This is a genomic window from Candidatus Saganbacteria bacterium (genome assembly GCA_026387835.1).
GTDB lineage: Bacteria > Margulisbacteria > WOR-1 > JAKLHX01 > JAKLHX01 > JAPLKZ01.
The window spans coordinates 112,089-130,188 of record JAPLKZ010000005.1 but is presented as its reverse complement, the minus strand read 5'-3'; the positions used below and the strand labels follow the sequence as shown (position 1 = coordinate 130,188).

Annotated in this window: 18 protein-coding genes; 1 reads left to right on the top strand and 17 read right to left on the bottom strand. The window is 48.7% G+C overall.

From position 1 onward, the window contains the following. Window positions 1–150 precede the first annotated feature (150 nt). From NTZ10_01550 to NTZ10_01530, 5 genes are all read right to left on the bottom strand, one after another. Entirely contained in the window at window positions 151–1,365 is a 1,215-nt protein-coding gene (locus NTZ10_01550; protein ID MCX5748919.1) for a LysM peptidoglycan-binding domain-containing protein, read from the bottom strand. Window positions 1,366–1,386: 21 nt separating this feature from the next. Further along, a complete protein-coding gene (locus NTZ10_01545; GenBank protein ID MCX5748918.1) occupies window positions 1,387–2,754 on the bottom strand; it encodes a hypothetical protein in 1,368 nt (455 codons plus the stop codon). Window positions 2,755–2,798: 44 nt separating this feature from the next. Then, window positions 2,799–5,108 (bottom strand): BspA family leucine-rich repeat surface protein, encoded by a 2,310-nt coding sequence (locus NTZ10_01540; GenBank protein ID MCX5748917.1) that lies wholly within the window; start codon window positions 5,106–5,108, stop codon window positions 2,799–2,801. Between the two features lie 79 nt (window positions 5,109–5,187). Beyond that, on the bottom strand, window positions 5,188–6,039 hold the full coding sequence (locus NTZ10_01535; protein ID MCX5748916.1) for a hypothetical protein: 852 nt from the start codon (window positions 6,037–6,039) through the stop codon (window positions 5,188–5,190). A gap of 145 nt (window positions 6,040–6,184) precedes the next feature. After that, the gene (locus NTZ10_01530; protein ID MCX5748915.1) at window positions 6,185–7,231 is read right to left on the bottom strand and encodes an AI-2E family transporter; all 1,047 of its coding nucleotides are present in this window, start codon (window positions 7,229–7,231) and stop codon (window positions 6,185–6,187) included. 100 nt (window positions 7,232–7,331) lie between these two features. On the opposite strand from NTZ10_01530, the gene NTZ10_01525 reads away from it, so the two are divergent. Then, window positions 7,332–8,687 (top strand): citrate synthase, encoded by a 1,356-nt coding sequence (locus tag NTZ10_01525; protein ID MCX5748914.1) that lies wholly within the window; start codon window positions 7,332–7,334, stop codon window positions 8,685–8,687. Window position 8,688: 1 nt separating this feature from the next. Here NTZ10_01525 and NTZ10_01520 read toward each other — a convergent pair whose 3' ends face one another. From NTZ10_01520 to NTZ10_01465, 12 genes are all read right to left on the bottom strand, one after another. Beyond that, a complete protein-coding gene (locus NTZ10_01520; protein MCX5748913.1) occupies window positions 8,689–9,069 on the bottom strand; it encodes a 4Fe-4S binding protein in 381 nt (126 codons plus the stop codon). A gap of 9 nt (window positions 9,070–9,078) precedes the next feature. Then, a complete protein-coding gene (locus NTZ10_01515; protein MCX5748912.1) occupies window positions 9,079–10,014 on the bottom strand; it encodes an NADH-quinone oxidoreductase subunit H in 936 nt (311 codons plus the stop codon). Next, on the bottom strand, window positions 9,998–11,197 hold the full coding sequence (locus NTZ10_01510) for a nickel-dependent hydrogenase large subunit (protein MCX5748911.1): 1,200 nt from the start codon (window positions 11,195–11,197) through the stop codon (window positions 9,998–10,000). Before NTZ10_01510 ends, NTZ10_01515 begins: the two co-directional genes overlap by 17 nt. Window positions 11,198–11,267: 70 nt before the next feature. After that, entirely contained in the window at window positions 11,268–11,753 is a 486-nt protein-coding gene (locus NTZ10_01505; GenBank protein MCX5748910.1) for an NADH-quinone oxidoreductase subunit C, read from the bottom strand. A 1-nt stretch (window position 11,754) separates the two neighbouring features. Then, on the bottom strand, window positions 11,755–12,180 hold the full coding sequence (locus NTZ10_01500; GenBank protein MCX5748909.1) for an NADH-quinone oxidoreductase subunit B family protein: 426 nt from the start codon (window positions 12,178–12,180) through the stop codon (window positions 11,755–11,757). 4 nt (window positions 12,181–12,184) lie between these two features. Beyond that, entirely contained in the window at window positions 12,185–12,508 is a 324-nt protein-coding gene (locus tag NTZ10_01495) for a hypothetical protein (GenBank protein ID MCX5748908.1), read from the bottom strand. After that, the gene (locus NTZ10_01490; protein MCX5748907.1) at window positions 12,508–13,986 is read right to left on the bottom strand and encodes a proton-conducting transporter membrane subunit; all 1,479 of its coding nucleotides are present in this window, start codon (window positions 13,984–13,986) and stop codon (window positions 12,508–12,510) included. Before NTZ10_01490 ends, NTZ10_01495 begins: the two co-directional genes overlap by 1 nt. A gap of 1 nt (window position 13,987) precedes the next feature. After that, window positions 13,988–15,457: an NADH-quinone oxidoreductase subunit M gene (locus tag NTZ10_01485; GenBank protein ID MCX5748906.1), complete on the bottom strand. Its 1,470-nt coding sequence runs from the start codon at window positions 15,455–15,457 to the stop codon at window positions 13,988–13,990. A 1-nt stretch (window position 15,458) separates the two neighbouring features. Next, complete coding sequence (locus NTZ10_01480; protein ID MCX5748905.1) at window positions 15,459–17,267, bottom strand: NADH-quinone oxidoreductase subunit L; 1,809 nt, start codon at window positions 17,265–17,267, stop codon at window positions 15,459–15,461. A 1-nt stretch (window position 17,268) separates the two neighbouring features. After that, window positions 17,269–17,571, bottom strand: a complete 303-nt coding sequence (locus NTZ10_01475; protein MCX5748904.1) for an NADH-quinone oxidoreductase subunit K — start codon at window positions 17,569–17,571, stop codon at window positions 17,269–17,271. 3 nt (window positions 17,572–17,574) lie between these two features. After that, window positions 17,575–17,808 carry a hypothetical protein gene (locus NTZ10_01470; GenBank protein MCX5748903.1) on the bottom strand — a complete coding sequence of 78 codons (234 nt, stop codon included), beginning with the start codon at window positions 17,806–17,808 and terminating at the stop codon, window positions 17,575–17,577. 2 nt (window positions 17,809–17,810) lie between these two features. Next, on the bottom strand, window positions 17,811–18,050 hold the full coding sequence (locus NTZ10_01465; GenBank protein ID MCX5748902.1) for a DUF4040 domain-containing protein: 240 nt from the start codon (window positions 18,048–18,050) through the stop codon (window positions 17,811–17,813). Window positions 18,051–18,100: the final 50 nt, after the last annotated feature.

Sequence of the window (18,100 nt, the reverse complement as noted above, 5' to 3'; positions counted from 1 at the left end):
AAATATGACCGCTAAACAATAAAATAATATTAAACCGGGCTTTTTCAAGATATTATTCATTTCTGTTTTCTTGTCATATGATTAGATGTTTATATAATATATAACGCGAGCTCAATAAGCAAGAAGAAATTGGAAGAGGTCAGCGAAGGGTTATTTCTTTATAATTATCTTCTGCCCGGGAAATATCAGATCGGGATTCTTGATGTCGTTCATCTTGGCAAGCTCAGGATATCTCTTCATATCACCTAAGTACCTTAACGCTATCTTACTCAACCAGTCATCTTCCACTACTATATATTCAATCGCTTCAGGCTCTTTTGCTTTCACTTCTTCAACCGGAATTGCCGGCGCTTTAGGAGTTATGATCTTAACTTCTTCTTTAGATATCGCTTTAGTTGCTGTCTTTTCCGGGAACACAGGCTCAGCCGCTTTCACTGCCGGTGTTTTTATTGATATCGAAATGAAATGCCTTGAGTTGGTCGTCACAAGACTGTCATAGTAATACGCGTAATCTATACCGAATATCCCCAGGTTTAATCCCACGCCGGCTGAACCGTTTATATAACTTGAACTTGCACCCATCGACTTCTGCTCTGCGCCAAGGCGCAATGCCAGAAAATCCACCATCCTCCACTCGATACCAACTTTTGCTTCCGCAGGGATGTTCCTTGTAAGATTCAGATCCGCATAGATATCCAGTCTCTTATGAGGGAAAAACCCAAGTCCTATGTCAAACTCTCCCGGAAGCTCCTCAGTTTGCCCGTTAAGAAGCTTTATCGACTGTCCGGGTATTATATTCTTTGCGATCATACCGACTGTCAGCTTGTCATTTGTGTCTATCTGAACACCCGCGTCCGCATTTACTCCGCTACCCGACATGTTCGCAATGGCCGCGCTCCCTTTATTGTAGTATTTCACCCTCAATCCGTATGATATTGCCTTGCTCAGGCTGTTCTCGTATCCCAAAAGAAGCATGTCGTTCCTGAAATCAAAGTTTGTCACGGCCACGGGCCTTCCTGTTGTGGCATCAAGCGTCGTGGATGTAATATCGGGTGTCTGGTTGTTAGCGTAACCCGCGAAGAACTTGCCGTATTTTGTAGGCAGCACGTAACCGAGAAGCGTGTATTTGACGTCCGTGTTCATCGTCCCGTACATGCTCACTATCTCGCCCGTTGTCACTCCCCTTAAGCTTGCCGGGTTGCCGAATATCCCGTAGGCATCTCCCTTCACCGAGGTATTCGTCCTGCCAAGTCCTATTGACCTTGCACCTGCCCCTATATCAAGCACGTCAGCTGCTATCGATATCCCTGTTAAACAGAACATTAATAACACTGTGCAAATAATATTATTTTTTGTCTTCCTCATTCCTCTCCCTCATTCTTATCCCTATCTCACTCCGCCTTTCCATACCACAAGCTTCACCTTCGTTATCGCTCTCCCTGTCCCCTGCTCTATTATGTTGATGAAATACGTGTCGCTTGCAAGCGGGCTGCCAAACATATCGATTGCATTCCAGAGAACTTCGTTATATCCCGCCTTGCCTCCGTTAGTACCGCTGTCATAGCTGCTCTTCCATACTAATCTTCCCGATGTGTCAAATACATATATGGTTGTTCCTGTATCAACAGAAAGATAATACGTTATCTTGAGATTCCCGGCTAAAGGATCATACGGGTTTGGATATACTAATGTAGGACCCGTTGTTGTGATAGCACCAGAAGATACGGATAAGCCGGTCCTTTCTAAAACATATTCAGTCCCCGCGGTATCATAAGTTATTACCCTGACCGTATGAGTTCCGACAGAAAGAGCGTCGCGCAGTTTCAGTGTCACTGCCGTGGATGTTGTAGAAATAATGTCATAGGCTACTGCGACTCCGTCAACATACACACTTTTCACTCCTCCCAGCGTTGCCTGTGGTCTCAGTGACGAAGAACTTATTGTGCTTTCTCCTGTCATTGATACTGTTATCGTCAGCGTGCTTGAGATGGTATCTCCGTCCTTTAGACTGACTCCTGCGATAGACGCGTCAGACGTAGCCTGTGCTGTTGTCTCCTGTGTCCCGAGAGCCGCCCATCCGCTCTCAGCAGTTGCAGTGATCCTCGCCTTGACGCGGAAGTTGTATATTGTACTTGCTTCAAGCGATGACGATGTCCATGTAAATGCCGTTATCCAGCCTGAGTTTGTTCCTTTTGTAATATTCTCACAATAATATTCCGTTGTCGCGGGATTCCCGTTAGCTTTCCAGTTGGCTTTGATCACCGTTGTCGTCACTCCGCTGAACGCATCAGCTTCAGGCGTGTTCACTGTGATAGCCGAAGAGGTAAAGCTCGCTTCAATTGAATGATTTGCAGTGACATTTGTAAACGTATAACTGCTGATCTTTCCCTGCGAGACAGAATCTACCAATACATCCGATATGCTGTAGCCGGCCTCCGGTGTTATTAGATATTGCTGGTCGTTTCCGTAATTCACGCTTGTTTCTCCGCTCGGAGAGACCGTTCCATGTGAACCGGCTTCACTGGTTATCAGATAGGCATTTATCTCAAAATTCGCCTCTATCGTATAGTTAGCGCTCACATTCGTGAACGTGTAACTGGTGGCTGCCGTTGTTGCTACACCGTCAATAAGCACCTGCGATATATGATAATTGGCGTTCGGGGTGAACATGAACGTTGTTGTTGAACCCTCATTCGTAGTCTGTACCGTGGCAGGGCTGATGCTCCCGTTGGCTCCTGCTTCCGGCGTGATCATCCATGTTGTTTGGCTGAAATCCGCTTCTATAGTATGGTTCGCGCTCACATTCGTGAACGTGTAACTGGTCGCCGCCGTCGTCGCCACTCCGTCCACCAGTACCTGTGATACATGGTAATGTGCGCTCGGCGTGAACGTGAACGTTGTTGTTGAACCCTCATTCGTTGTCTGCACAGTAGCAGGGCTGATGCTCCCGTTAGCTCCTGTCCGTCCACCAGTACCTGCGATACATGGTAATGGGCGTTCGGAGTGAACGTGAACGTTGTTGTTGAACCCTCGTTCGTCGTTTGTACCGTAGCGGGACTGATGCTCCCGTTAGCTCCAGCTTCCGGCGTTATCATCCATGTGGTTTGGCTGAAACCCGCTTCTATCGTGTGGTTCGCGGTAACGTTCGTGAACGTGTAACTGGTCGCCGCTGTTGTCGCAACCCCGTCTACTAGCACCTGTGATACATGGTAATGTGCGCTCGGCGTGAACGTGAACGTCGTAGACGATCCGTCATTAGTTGTTGTCGCTGTGCTTGGACTTATCGTCCCGTTAGCTCCGGCTTCCGGAGTTATCATCCATGTAGTTTGTGCAAAATCAGCTTCTATCGTATGGTTAGCGCTCACGTTCGTGAACGTGTAACTGGTCGCCGCTGTTGTCGCAACCCCGTCTACTAGCACCTGCGATACATGGTAATGGGCGTTCGGAGTGAACGTGAACGTCGTAGACGAGCCCTCATTCGTTGTTGTCGCTGTGCTCGGACTTATCGTACCGTTTGCTCCGGCTTCAGGTGTGATCGTCCATGTTATTATTCCACCGTCGGTTATTGTCCAGCCATAAGTTCCGGTCAAAACTGTATGTGCGGCTTCGGGGGTTCCTCCATTATATTTGGAATTTCCTCCATCGAAAGTTACGCCGTTATGCAGTGTCAGGCCGGCCCATCCCGTCAACAAATTATTGTAATTAGCCGTTGATAATGTTACTTCATTAAACATACCGCTCATATTTGTAACGATTGAGACGTCCCAGCTCCCGATGTTCTGATTGAATGAGGTATCGGAATCGAACATATGCTGCATATCCGTAACTTTTGATACTTTAGACCCCCAGTTGCCTATATTCCCGTTGAATGATGTTGCATAATAGAACATGCCGTTCATATTAGTGACTTTTGACACATCCCAGTTACCTATGTTCTGGTTGAATTGTATCGCGCCAAAGAACATATGGTTCATATCAGTAACGCTCGAAACATCCCAGCTTCCTATGTTCTGGTTGAACAACTGCTCGTTTTGGAACATAGAACTCATATTAGCAACTTTGGATGTTTTTGTTCCCCAGTCGCCTATGTTCCCGTTGAATGAGGTGGCAGAAGCGAACATTTGCAACATACTCTCAACGCTTGATACATTCCAGCTCCCTATATTCTGGTTGAATGAGGCTGCGCCGCAGAACATATTGCTCATATCCGTGACCTTTGAGACATCCCAGCTTACTATGTTCTGATTGAATGATGATGCGCTGGTGAACATAGAACTCATATCCGTAACGTTATCAACATGCCAGCTCCCGATGTCCTGATTGAACAGCGTTGCGCCGGAAAACATACCCCTCATAGTATTCACATTTGACACATCCCAACTATTCATAGAAGGAACTGTGTCGATCCCGCTGGATGCAAAAGCATTGATCATACTGGTTGTCCCTGTCAGGTCCAGAACATCCGTCGCCGTTATCTTTAAATTGGATGTTCCGTCAAAATGACCGCCGTCGTTGGAAGGGCCGTTCCCTAGTCTTAATGGTCCCCACTGGCTGATATTTGTTATCTTTAATTTGTCTCCGACATTATAAAAACTCCATCCCTCGATCGTTCCGCTGGCCTCGAGCGTGTAGACGCCCGTCGATGCATAAGTATGAGTAACTCCAGGTTGATCATAAGCGGTGATCGTTTCGCTGCTTCCGTCTCCCCAATTGACCGTGAAGTTATATGTTCCGCCGCTGTATAGAGGGAGCGTGATCTGATGATCGTTGCTTGAGCCCGTCGATGTATTTCTCGTGTCCCAGGTTGAGATGAACGTAGGACTAAAGTCCGCTTCTATCGTGTGGTTCGCGGTAATATTCGTGAACGTGTAACTTGTCGCCACCGCTGTCGCCACACCGTCCACAAGAAGGCGCGAAACACCGTAACCGGTATTTGGAGTGAACGTGAATGTTATATTGCCTCCTTCATCAGTTGTCTGCGCTGTAGCCGGGCTGATGCTTCCGTTAGCTCCCGCTTCAGGCGTGATAACATAAGTAGTCGCAGGCTGATCGGTCAAATATCTTATGACCACTATCCCCGAGCCGCCGCTGTTGTTTGCGCTGCACAAAGGAGCAAGCGCATATACTAAAAATAATGCGGCCCATAAAATTTTAAAAAATATGTTTGTTAATTTCAACATTTTATGATCACTGATTGTCATAATACCCATCACCACCGCCGCCTCCGCCTGTATTAGGCGTCGCGTCTGATCCCCCACCATCCGGACCTCCACCTCCCTTACCTCCATTACCTCCTCCGCCACTGCCGCCTATTCCACCATCCCCAGATCCCCCGCCTCCGCCTCCTCCGCCTCCATAATACGTACCATGGAACAATACTCCGTTACCTCCGTTTGAACCGGCCTCGGAAGTCACGTCTGAACCGGCTGCTCCCGCGCCGCCTCCTCCTGCAGACGCGGAGGAACTCCCATCTATATTATGGCCTCCGCCATATCCCTGACCGGCTTCCCCTGTTCCCGGATCGCTGATGGTATAAGCAGCTCCGCCACCTGAACCGCCGTGATCACCATTTGCTCCTGAATAAGCACCCCCGCCTCCGCCTTCTGCCGTTACTAAAGAACCAAGAAAAGAAGGGTACCCGTTATGAATTTGAAAATCAAAAGGACCACTGCCGCCGGAACCTATTGTTACGGCATACGAACCGCTTAAATTTTTATTTGATACTATAACACCGCCGCCTCCTCCGCCGCCTCCTGCGTCGACTGCTCCTATGTTGAATGCGCCTGCTCCTCCGCCGCCCACAACAAGCACTTCGCAGCTCAAAGTGCCGCCGGTCACAAGGAACGTGCCCTCTTGAGTGAAAGTGTGGACAGTATAATCTCCGTCATATGTGATCGCTCCGCCAGTCGCCGCCACAAGCGCGAATGACGGCTGCGCTGAAAATAAAATGATGGATATGAACGCGATAAAAGCCGTGAACTTCATGACTTTTCGGCACAGATAATTTCTGAGGCCTTTATTGTGTTGATCGTTCTTCAAGCAAAACTCCTGGTATTTTGTATATATATAAAAATAATATTCTAATTATAATAGAAAGGCTTTGATTGTCAAGAAATATTTTTATCTATTTCTTTATCACTATCTTCTGCCTGCTGAATATCAGGTCCGGGTTGTTATATTACAGCTAATCCTCAATGAACATCGGCCAGTAGTATCTTAAAAAGATGACTATGACACTGGTGAGCGGAACCGCAAGGATCATGCCCACAAGCCCGCCAAGCTCGCCCCCGATTATCAAAGCGAGTATGACAATGATAGGATGTATCCCGATTATCTCTCCCAGGACCTTTGGCCCGACCACGCTTGTCACGATGAACTGCAGTATCGTCATGAACACTGCAACTATAGTACCGAGCCATATGCCATTCGTTAGCGCGACCGCTACAGCTGGTATAGAACCGGCGAACGGCCCGATATAGGGGATAATTATCGTCATCCCGGCCCATACGGAAAGCATGAAGGCATACGGGACGTTCAGAACAGCAAGCCCTATCCAGCTCAATGCAAATAATATAAGACCTAACAACAATATCCCGCCGAAGTATCCGGAGATGCACCTCAGCATATCGTGCCACATTTCCCTGTTGATCAGTGTCAGTTTTTTCGGCAGGTGCTTTTCTATGAAAGAAAGTATCCTCGGCTCGTCGATGATAAGATAAGCCGCTATTATCAGCCCCATGATAAAGTCGAAAGAGATCGTCGCGATCTTCATGAAAAGGTCCGCTGAATTCGAGGCTATCGTCGTTACGAAGTTTTGTGAAGCCATGCTCTTGAACATCAAAGTAAATATCCCCTGCGATCCCAGCCCCAATAACTGCGAAAGGAACGCGAATTTACTGTCAAATGCTTTTATCATCGATTTAAAGGACTCTAAATATACCGGCGTCTGAGTTATGAACTTCGGCAATTCCACCTGGGCAAGATAGTTCAGCGGGACCAGGAACAGGACAAACAACAGCAACACCAGTGTGAAGACTATTAACGTTATCAGGGCTCTTGATTTGTATCTTTTTGCCAGCGCGTCCACCAGCGGGTCTAATATAAGGTAGATCATCAGACCGATCAGGAATGTCCCTATCGTGTTAGGCACGCGGTACATCATATATAAGATCGTCAATATTATTACCGGTATCAGAAGCATCTTCCAGCGGAAATGGATCATTGTGTTCATTGTTGTCTCCTTAGATATTTTTGTCTATCAGGACTTATTGCTTATGTTAAATATAACAAATATTCTTTAATTGTCAACAAAGTTATGGTATTATTTAAATATGGAAAATGAGAAGAAGGACCTTATTCAGCGCCTGCATGAAAAATGCAATGAGAACAATAATATCAGCCAGGACCTTTTTAAAAAATACAACGTAAAAAGGGGCCTGAGGAATGAGGACGGCAGCGGCGTTTTAGTAGGATTGACCCGTATCGCCTCGGTTTTAGGCTACGAAAAGATCGACGAGGATATCGTCCCCGTTGAAGGCCGCCTTGAATACAGGGGAATAGACGTGAACGATATCATCAACGGCATAAAACAGGACGACAGGTTCGGTTTTGAAGAAGTCATCTATCTTCTTCTGTTCGGCGAGCTCCCGAAAAAAAGGGAGTTCAAGGAGTTCACCGATTTATTTGTCAAAGAAAGGCACCTGCCCGAGAACTTCACAAGAGATATCATACTGAACTTCAGGGCGCGAAACATCATGAACAGCCTGGCCAGGGCTACTCTTGCGCTCTACAGTGCCGATCCGGATGCTGACAGCCTGTCGATCGATAACCAGATAAAACAGGCCATATCTTTAATAGCAAAGTTCCCCGTCATAATCGTCCACGCGTATCACGCGATGCGCTCTAAATTCTATAACGAGACCCTGTTCATCCAGCCCCCTAACGACGGCCTGATGACGGCGGAGAACTTTTTCCATATGCTGAGAAAAGACCACCACTTCACCAAGACGGAAGCCCAGGTGCTTGACGTGATGCTTATGCTCCACGCGGACCACGGGGGCGGGAACAATTCGACTTTTGCCACCAGGGTCACCTCGTCTTCGGGGACAGACGCTTATTCCTCTATATCCGGAGCGATCGCGTCCCTGAAAGGGCCTCTGCACGGCGGCGCCAACCTGAGCGTGATGACGATGATGGAAGATATCAAGAAGAACGTCAAGGACTGGACGAACAAGGAAGAGCTGAAAAATTACATCGCGAAATTGATGCGCTGCGAAGTCGGGGACAGGAGCGGGAAGATCTACGGTTTCGGGCATGCCGTCTACACAAAATCGGACCCGAGAGCAGTAATATTGAAAGAGTACGCCATCCGCCTCGCCCAGGAAAAAGGACACGAGCAGGAATTACAGCTGTATCTGAACATGGAAGAGCTGGTCCCGCAGACCTTCCTTGAGGTAAAACAGAATACTAAGATAATCGCTCCTAATGTCGATTTTTTCTCCGGCTTTGTGTACAACTGCCTCGGCATCTCGCAGGACCTTTACACTCCGCTGTTCGCCATGGCGCGCATCTCCGGCTGGATGGCGCACAGGATAGAGGAACTGATGGTATCAAAGCGCATAATACGGCCGGCCTACAAGAACGTCACGACCCGCAAGAAATACCTTTCACCGGATAAGAGAAGATAGACTAAAACTCGTATTCAGTCTTCAACGATGCCCTGTCATAAGAGGCAAGATCGTGCGTTGACTCCATCGAAAGGGTGTCTGTCGGGCAATTCTCCATGCATTGGCCGCAATAGACGCAACGGTCAAGATAGATGTTAAGCTTAAATTTCTTCTTCTGTTTTTCCTGAGCTTCCGGCGGCGGAGGAGGCGTTACGTCTATGACTTCTATCGCCTGCGCGGAGCAGTCCCGCATGCAAAGTTTGCAGCCGATGCATTTCTTTATGTCAGCGACAAGCTTACCCCGAAAGTCAGCCGGCGTCGCAAATTGTTCCGCAGGATACATGTTTGTCGCGGCCTTCTTAAAAAGCTGTCTTATTGATTCAGGTATCAAAGCTCCAAGCATTTTTTTCTCCTACCACAATCTCGCTATTATTATCAGCAAAAACTGGAGTATCGCTGTGGGCATCAGGATCTTCCAGCAGAACTCTATCATCTGGTCTATCCTGATCCTTCCGAATACGGCTTTTGCCAGGGATATCATGAATAGGACGACCAAGGTCTTTACAAGAAATATTGCCGCTGTCAACAGGATGTTCGCGCCGTAAAAACCGCCCAGATAGAATATGCTGATAAGCGAAGCTCCTATCACAGTCTCTACATCGAACATCAGCCTGTAAAGAGCGAGCTTCTTTCCTGAGTATTCGCAAAGCGGACCTTCGACTATCTCGGTCTCGGCTTCCGGTATGTCGAACGGGATCCTTTCGAGCTTGCCGACAATAGACACCAGCACAACGATGAAGCCAAGAGGCTGATAGAGTATGATCCAGGGATGGGCCGCCTGAAAAGCGATCACACCTTCGATGCTCCATGACCCTGCAAGGATCGCGGGCCCGAGCAGTGCCATTAAAAGCGGGACTTCATACGAAAATAACAGGAGAGTCGTTCTCACGGCTCCTATGGAAGCAAAATAATTTGCCGAGTACCAGCCGCCCAGGAACAGGCCAAATGTCGGGACCATTAAAAGATAGGCGATCACGACTATATCCCCGGGAAAAGAATATAACGCCGGGACAATGACCGGGATAAAAGCAATTGTGGTCAATACCGCCGCGAGAGCAAATACCGGCGCGAGAGCGAACATTGCCCTGTCGGCCTTAGCCGGCACAGTATCTTCTTTCGCGAAAAGCTTTATGAAATCCGCGACAGGCTGGAACCACGGAGGCCCCACGCGGTTCTGGAATTTTGCCAGAAGCTTTCGGTCGATCCATTCAAGGAAAAGACCGTAAAATACCAGGAATAAAAATCCCGGGAATATCAGAAGATAGAATAATTTAAATATTATTTCCATTTTTCTTGTACCATTCTATTCCGAATTTGCTCAGTGCCTCCCATGTCATCACATGCTCGTGATCGGGTTCCGCGACCCTGACCATCCTGTCAGCGCACGAGAAACACGGGTCTATCGCAGCCAGGATGATCGGTATATCCGCGATGAAATAGTTCTCGAGCATGTATTTAACAGGAGCAACATTGCCTAAAGACGGCGCCCTTACTTTTACCCTCTCAGGCTTGTCTGTCCCGTTAGATTTTATATAATGTATAAGCTCGCCCCTTGGCGTCTCATATCTGCTTAACACTTCTCCTTCCGGGACTCTCCTTGAAGTCTTTACCGCAAGTGGAGTATCAGGTATGTTGTCAAGCGCGTATTTTATTATCTTGTAGCTTTCAAGCAGCTCCCCCACTCTCACTTGAGCCCTGCCGAGCACATCGCATCTTTTTGACGTGACCACATTGAACGGTATCTCGCCGTAAGCGGCGTAAGGATCGTCCTTTCTTACGTCATCCGGAATGTTAGAACCTCTCGCCGTTGGACCCGCTGCCCCAAGCTTCCTTGCGACATCGGTAGGCATGATCCCCACATTTTCGGTCCTCATGATGAAGGTCTTTTCCTGCAGTGCGGTGTTCAGATAATACATCGTCTTTTGTTCCAGTATTTTCAGTCCGTCCCTTATCTTGTCCGCCATGTCCTTAGTGATATCTCTTCTGACACCGCCAAGGGTGTTCATCGAATAATTAACCCTGTTCCCGGTGACAAGCTCCAGAAGGTCCATCACGACCTCCCTGTCGCGCCACGCATACATGTACATAGTATCGTACCCGACCTCGTGCGCCGCTACGCCGACCCACAAAAGATGAGAATGTATCCTCTCAAGTTCTCCTACTATCGTCCTTATATATTTTGCTCTTTTCGGTATCTCGGTTCCCTGCAGTTCTTCAACACCCTGGATGAAGACCGTCGCATGGGAATGCGAGCAGATGCCGCAGATGCGCTCGACAAGATATAAAGACTGTATAAAATTCCTGTCCTCACAGCCTTTTTCAATGCCCCTGTGGCTGTACCCCAGGCGCACATCCGCCTCAAGGACCCTTTCGCCTTCCACCTTGAAACTGAAGAACTCGGGTTCTTTGAGAGCCGGGTGCTGCGGCCCTACCGGTATTCTTATATCATTCCTATGTTCCTGATTGTGCATCGTTTCTCCTTTAACTCACCCCATCATTTCTTCAAGTCTCCCCCTGATAAGGGGGAGATTTAGAGGGGGTTTATTCCGTCCACTTCCTCCTCAACCCGTCGTTAAAAGACTCCGGAAGCATGCTTTTGTTCCAGTCTTTGCGCAGCGGATACTGCCCTTCCGGCCAGTCCTCCGGTATTATCAGCCTTCTTCCGTCAGGGATATTGTCGACTTCTATTCCGAAAAAGTCCTGGAGTTCCCTTTCATAGCAGATCGCTCCGGGGATAATATCCGTTATCGTATCGACATGAGGGTCATTACGGTCCACTTTGATGGCGATCGTAAGGCAAAGCCCGCTTTTTACAACGTGATAGAGCACTTCGAACTCGGTCTTCAGGTCGACGCCGGTTATTGTGCTCAGGTGTGAAAATCCCAGCTCGTTCATCACATATGAGAGGACGGGCTTTATTTGTTCCTTCTTTATTCTCATATAGATGCGTTTCTCCCTCGGACTTTTATAGTCGAGGACCGTATCCGCGAACTTTGTTTCTATCTTTTGTTTTAATTCTTCGTTCATGTTAACTTCCTTTTAACTTCTTTATCAGCTTGACGACCCCGTCGATTATCGCATCAGGTCTCGGAGCGCATCCGGGAATGTAGACATCTACCGGAACTACGGCATCCGCCCCCTGAAGGTTGTTGTAGCAGCCGCGGAACACGCAGCCCGAACAGGCGCAGCTGCCTATCGCTATGACGAACTTAGGATCGGGCATCTGGTCATAGATCCTTTGAAGTCTTTTCTTGCTGTGGTGGTTCACCGGCCCCGTGACGAGCAGGACGTCCGCGTGCCTCGGGGAACCCTTGAGCACTATACCGAATCTCTCCAGGTCAAAACGCGGCGTCAGCGCTGCGACTATCTCGATATCGCACCCGTTGCATGACCCCGAATTGAAATGGATCACCCACGGGGATTTGATCCGGGCCCAGTTTAATATATTTTTCATTTATTTATCTCAACACCAGCGCAAGTACGGCCAAAGATATGCCTGCAATATAAAATATTCCCAGAAATACCCCTGCTGACGGCGGGATCGTCGCGATAGTAAGCGCCGCAACGTCCATTATCGTAAAATAAAGCGCCACATGAAAGAACATCGAAGCGGTGGACGAATGCTGGATCTCCGGAAGATCCTCGCCGCATGCATACATGTTGGTCTTCCCGCCTTTCGGATCTGCTTTAGGGGCTATGCGGCCGGAAAACCAGTAAACAGCTGCTACTGTCAGCAGAAATATGAAGAATATGCCTACCGGTGAAAATACGGTATTTCCCATCATCTTGCTCCCATTATCCAATACAGATTTTTTACCGCAAGCCCGACAAACCCGAGGCCTATGTCAGGCAGAATGCCAAGAACAATCACGGATATCGTCAAAAGCGCTATCGGAACCATAACGCTCCAGGGCACGGGCTTTGAAGTCCTGACTTTGTCGCTCATCGACGGAGCGTACATCGCATTGACCGCCGGAAGATAATATCCGAGCGAGAGTACCGAATTAAATATCGCTATGCCGGCAAGGGCGTATCCCCATCCGCCGGCATCAAATCCGGATTTATATATCAGCCATTTGCTCATGAACCCGGAGAACGGAGGGACTCCCGCGAGAGCGAAAGCCGCCACGGCAAAAGAAAGCGCGACTGCCGGCATTTTCTGCGACAGCCCTTTCATTTCGCTGATCTCGGACGTCCCGACATAATGGATCACCACGCCGGCCACAAGAAAGGCGAGTCCTTTCATTCCGGCATGTGTCACTATATGGAAAAATCCGCCGAGAAAACCGTCGGGAATAAGAAAATGGAACCCGATCCCTATCCCCAGGATCATATAGCCCATCTGAGCCACGGAAGAATATGCCAGCATCCTTTTTATCCTGGTCTGGCTGAGGGCCATGATATTGCCGACAGTCATCGTGACCACAGCCATGATGATCAGAACGAGACCGAAATCCGCCTTAAGGCCGGTCATGTACATAAGCACTCTGATCATCGCAAAAAGCCCGGCCTCAATGACTATGCCGGAAAGCATGGCAGATATCCCTGAAGGAGCTTCGGAATGAGCGTCGGGAAGCCATGTATGGAACGGGACAATGGCTGCTTTCACCGAAAATCCGCATATGAACATCACAATGCTTATCATCATAGGAACCGGTGGAACGGTCCTGATGAGGGACTTGATCCCCTCAAGGTCAAGAACGCCGGTCATACCGAATACTACGGAGATCGCGAGCAGCACCAGCATCGATCCTGCCGCGCTCATTATTAAGTACTTGAACCCCGCCTCGAGCGGTTCCCATTTTTCTTTTCTGAACGAGACAAGAATATAGGAAGAAACACACATCAGTTCGAAGAAGACCCAGATACTGAAAAGGTCTTTTGTTGCCGACAGTCCTACGATGGCCCCGATCATTATCAGAAGAAGCGTGTAATATTTGTCCTGGCTGAGATCGTCTTCCATGTACCTGCAGGAAAATACCGCTACCATAAGACCGAGAATGAGTACCGTCATGCTCAGAAGGACACTGAGAAAATCAAATCTCAAAGACGATGAGAACGCAAAGACTTTCAAAGGATACGCTACGGCCTGATCGTTGATAAGGTCCTTCATTACCCTCAACAGCGAGTAAATGGCGCCGAGTATGACCGCGCTGGACAGCAGGCTTCCCCACAGGCCTCTGTTATTTGAAAGCCGCGATATCAGGAACACCGCGAACGCTCCCAAGAACAATATCAATAAAGGCATTATTGCCGTCATCTCATACTCCTAACAGTTTCACCGCTATCTGCACCGCTTTTGAAAAGAACCATGGACAGACCCCTATCAAAAGCGAGGACAGTGCGAGAACGGACATCGAAAATATCATCGCGGCAGGTATTTTATTCACCTGCGGCAGTTTTTGCTCCCCGAAGAATATCGCGGCAATGAACCTCAGGCTGTATGCCGCGGTAAAAAGGGCCCCCGCGACGGCGAACCCCGCTATTACGGGATATGCTGTCCTGAAACCTCCCGCGAATATCATCCACTCGCTCTGGAAAGCCCCGAACAAAGGCACGCCGGCTATGGCAAGAGCTCCGGCCGAGCCGGTCAAAGCGACCATGGGGATCAACGGCATCAGCCCGCCCAGATCATCCGTGTCATATTTTTTCACGGCCATGAACACTGCTCCTACGGTCATGAACAACAGGGCCTTTATTATCGTGTGATTTATTATATGGAAAGTCGCCCCCGAAACACCCAAAAAAGTCAGCGTCCCTATCCCGAAAAGCACATATCCCATCTGAGATATGGAGGAATAAGCTATCATCCTTTTTATATTCTTCTCGACCATCGCGAGTATCGCGCCGTAATACTGGGAGATGACCGCAAGCACCAGGATCAGAGGGATGAACGGGCTCACGCTGTCCCTCGGCAGTATAGTGAAGAAAAACCTGATAAAACCGTAGATCGACGCGTTCATCATTACCGATGCCATTATGACCGTCGCGGGCGTCGGAGCGTTGGTGTAAGTGTCCGGCAGCCAGCTGTGAAGCGGGAATATCGCCATCTTGAGACCGAAACCGACGATAAACATGAACACCGCGACCCTTACCAGCGACAGATCGATCAAAGGAAGAACGGATTTTAAGGACATGAAGTCGGCTGTGCCGGCAGCGGCATAAAGCAGCAGGGACGCGGCCAGTATCAGGACAGCGCCGATATGCGTGAAAATAAAATATTTTATCGCTATCGCTCCGGACCTTTCCTTATCCTCCCCGAAATAAGCGGTGATCGCGAATGTGGGAAGGAGCATCAACTCCCAGAAAAGATAGAAGAGTATGAGGTTGGCCGACACGAACACCCCTATGATACCCGTCAGGAACAGAAGCACAAGGCTGTAAAAAGACCCCGCGCTAAAATCATTCTGGTCCTTAAAGTACCCGATCGAGTAAAGAAGGGCGACAGACGTTACAAATGTAGATATCAAAAGAACTGTCATTGTCAGGACATCGAAGTAGAAAGAAAAAGTGAGCCCCAGCACATTTACCCACGGCGCGACTATTGTTATGGTCTTTACTACCGGCGTCCGGAGAAAAATAGCAAGCGATGACAAGAAAGTCAGGGAACTTATGGCAAAAGCCAAAACGCCGATCGTTGTCCTGCCAAATTTGCCGGCCAGGAAGAAGATGAACACCGCCCCGAACAGCGGGGCAAGCAGTACCAGTAAAAAGTTTTCCAGTATTCCCATTTTATCTCCAGAAAATAATGAGCAGCACAAAAGCCACCCCGACCGCCATCCCCATCAGATTTATATTGAGCTCTCCCGTATGCGTCAGGGCGAACGCCGAAGAGAACCGGACAAAGGCCCTGCCTGTCATATAATTAAGCCCGTTCAAAAAGCCCTCGTCGAACACTTTGAGGACATTTTCCGCGCAATCCAGTAAACCGGAGATGATACGGCCGTAAAACGCGTCAAAACCGAAACCGTTAGACGCGGCTTTTAAAAACGGCCTCAGTATCATTGAAAACTTTTCGAGTAATGTACTTCTGAAATAGAAGATCAGAATACCCGCCGTGATAACAGCAAGGGTAAGCAGCGTGACCGGGCTCGCGAACATTTCCGCAAAGAACTCTTTAAAGCTGATATGTTCCACATGTATGCCGGAAAAGATCATAGCCCTGTTGAAGTTCTTTACAAGCATCCAGCTCACGAGCGAAGCAGCCGCGAGAAGTATCAAAGGAAGCGTCATCTGCCACGGAGCGTCGGTCGCATGGTCAGTCCTTTTTTGCCCGAGAAAAACAAGACCGTACATCCTGAGAGAATAGATCACAGTAAATACCGCCGCGAGAGCCGCAAAGAAAAGCGGAAGATAACTTCCGGAAGAGTAAGCCGAGGCAAGTATAAGGTCTTTTGAAAAGAACCCGTTGAATATCGGGATACCCATCAAAGCAAGCGTCCCCGCGCCGAAACATACGGCAGTGATCCTCATTTTGCTGAAAAGCCCGCCCATTTCATGCATATTACGCGTGCCGACCTCGTGGATTATCGCGCCGGCCGAAAGGAACAGAAGCGCCTTAAATATCGCGTGGCTCATCAGGTGGAACTGCGACGCGAAGAGACCGCCGACCCCTATCGCGAACATCATGAAACCAAGCTGGCTTATCGTGGAATAGGCAAGCACTCTTTTAAGGTCTTTTTCTACCAGCGCCATAGAAGCCGAAAGAAGCGCTGTTATGACGCCGACCCAGCTGAGGACCATCATCCATCCGGGAACGGAAACGAAAAGCGGGACTGTCCTTGCCATGAGGTATATGCCGGCATTGACCATCGTCGCCGCGTGGATGAGAGCGGATATCGTCGTCGGGGCTTCCATCGCGTCCGGAAGCCACACGTGGAGCGGCACCTGCGCCGATTTGCCGATCGCTCCTGCCATGAAGCAGAACGCGGCTATTGTCAGGATAACCGGCGGTATCTGTCCGATACTTGCTATTGTCTGGTTGATATTGAACGTGCCCGTGTACATAAAAAGCAGGAGTATCCCGATCAAAAGCCCGATATCACCCACTCTCGTAGTGATGAAAGCTTTTATGCCGGCCCGTACGGCTTTCGGGTCTTTATAAAAGAAGCCGATCAGGGCGTATGAACAGAGGCCCACTATCTCCCAGAATATATATAATGTAAGGAAATTGTCGGAAAGAACCAGCCCTATCATCGCGCCGATGAACATCAGCGTAAGGCTGTAATAGCGCATCCCGCCTTCTTCTTTTTCCATGTATTTGACGGAATACAGGACTATAAGCGACCCGATCGTCCCTGCGATCACGGCAATATTGACGGAAAGCGCGTCAAGGTTCATCCCGACCGCGATATTAGGAAGCCATTGGACGGAGATCCCGCTCCCCTGCCTGATCAAAGGGATCAGGCAAAGCGTCAGGCCGGCGATCACAAAACCGCTTATCACCGAAAATATTTCCATCGGCCTCTTCCCGAAAACACTTGCCAGCGGCACTAATGCCGCCGCGAGGAACGGGAATATTATTACCGCTGCGTATAACATATTACCCTTTCAGCTTCGTCAAACGCCTGACATCAAGCGTTCTGCCTGATTTATATATATTCATTATTAAAGCCAGTGCCGTAGCGCTCACCACGACCTCAACTACGATCACTGTTATAACGGCCGCCTGGCTTAAAGATGTATTGCCATTGAGGAACCCGAAATAGATGAATGAATATGTGGCGGCCCTCGCCATTATCTCGATGCCGATTATCATCCTGATCATGTTCCTGGAGCTCAGCAGGCACGCGAATCCAATGATGAAGATCAATACCGCCGTGAATATGTCCGGATTAAGCGCCACTTTTCATTTTTTCCTTTCGGCGAAAAAGGTGAGGATCCCCATCGCGCACGCGAATATCAATACTACCTGGACAGCCACATCAAGCTTTCTTTCGTTCCAGAGCATCGTCCCGAAATCAACCGGACATTTCAGAAAAAGCGGGACCGGGACCGCCCCTGCCAGTAATACCGCGATCACGGCAAAAGACAAAAAGAACAGGCAGTATCCTACGATAAAGGTCAATTTTTTGTAATCCATCTTTAGTCTTGTCCGTCCTTGTCTTGTGTGAGGCTGACTACGGAGGTGAACAGCACGGTGATCAGTCCGGCGCAGATCGAAAGCTCGAATACCGCGGCATAAGGAGAATCAAATTTAAAGAACAGGACCGAGAGTATTATGCTGAGGACACCAAGCGCGATACCCGCTTTAAGTATGTCTCTGAGAGATACCGCAAGCAACGCGGATACGACTAACATTGTCAGTAAGATTATATGCATCATTATTTTTTATATCACAAAACATAATTCATTATACTTGAAAAAAGTTTTCG

Coding starts and splice junctions, on each gene's coding strand:
- NTZ10_01550 (MCX5748919.1), bottom strand. CDS start 1,365: ATGAGGAAGACAAAAAATAATATTATTTGCACAGTGTTATTAATGTTC.
- NTZ10_01545 (MCX5748918.1), bottom strand. CDS start 2,754: ATGATCACGCCGGAAGCAGGAGCCAACGGGAGCATCAGCCCTGCCACG.
- NTZ10_01530 (MCX5748915.1), bottom strand. CDS start 7,231: ATGAACACAATGATCCATTTCCGCTGGAAGATGCTTCTGATACCGGTA.
- NTZ10_01525 (MCX5748914.1), top strand. CDS start 7,332: ATGGAAAATGAGAAGAAGGACCTTATTCAGCGCCTGCATGAAAAATGC.
- NTZ10_01520 (MCX5748913.1), bottom strand. CDS start 9,069: ATGCTTGGAGCTTTGATACCTGAATCAATAAGACAGCTTTTTAAGAAG.
- NTZ10_01515 (MCX5748912.1), bottom strand. CDS start 10,014: ATGGAAATAATATTTAAATTATTCTATCTTCTGATATTCCCGGGATTT.
- NTZ10_01510 (MCX5748911.1), bottom strand. CDS start 11,197: ATGCACAATCAGGAACATAGGAATGATATAAGAATACCGGTAGGGCCG.
- NTZ10_01505 (MCX5748910.1), bottom strand. CDS start 11,753: ATGAACGAAGAATTAAAACAAAAGATAGAAACAAAGTTCGCGGATACG.
- NTZ10_01500 (MCX5748909.1), bottom strand. CDS start 12,180: ATGAAAAATATATTAAACTGGGCCCGGATCAAATCCCCGTGGGTGATC.
- NTZ10_01495 (MCX5748908.1), bottom strand. CDS start 12,508: ATGGGAAATACCGTATTTTCACCGGTAGGCATATTCTTCATATTTCTG.
- NTZ10_01490 (MCX5748907.1), bottom strand. CDS start 13,986: ATGACGGCAATAATGCCTTTATTGATATTGTTCTTGGGAGCGTTCGCG.
- NTZ10_01485 (MCX5748906.1), bottom strand. CDS start 15,457: ATGGGAATACTGGAAAACTTTTTACTGGTACTGCTTGCCCCGCTGTTC.
- NTZ10_01480 (MCX5748905.1), bottom strand. CDS start 17,267: ATGTTATACGCAGCGGTAATAATATTCCCGTTCCTCGCGGCGGCATTA.
- NTZ10_01470 (MCX5748903.1), bottom strand. CDS start 17,808: ATGGATTACAAAAAATTGACCTTTATCGTAGGATACTGCCTGTTCTTT.
- NTZ10_01465 (MCX5748902.1), bottom strand. CDS start 18,050: ATGATGCATATAATCTTACTGACAATGTTAGTCGTATCCGCGTTGCTT.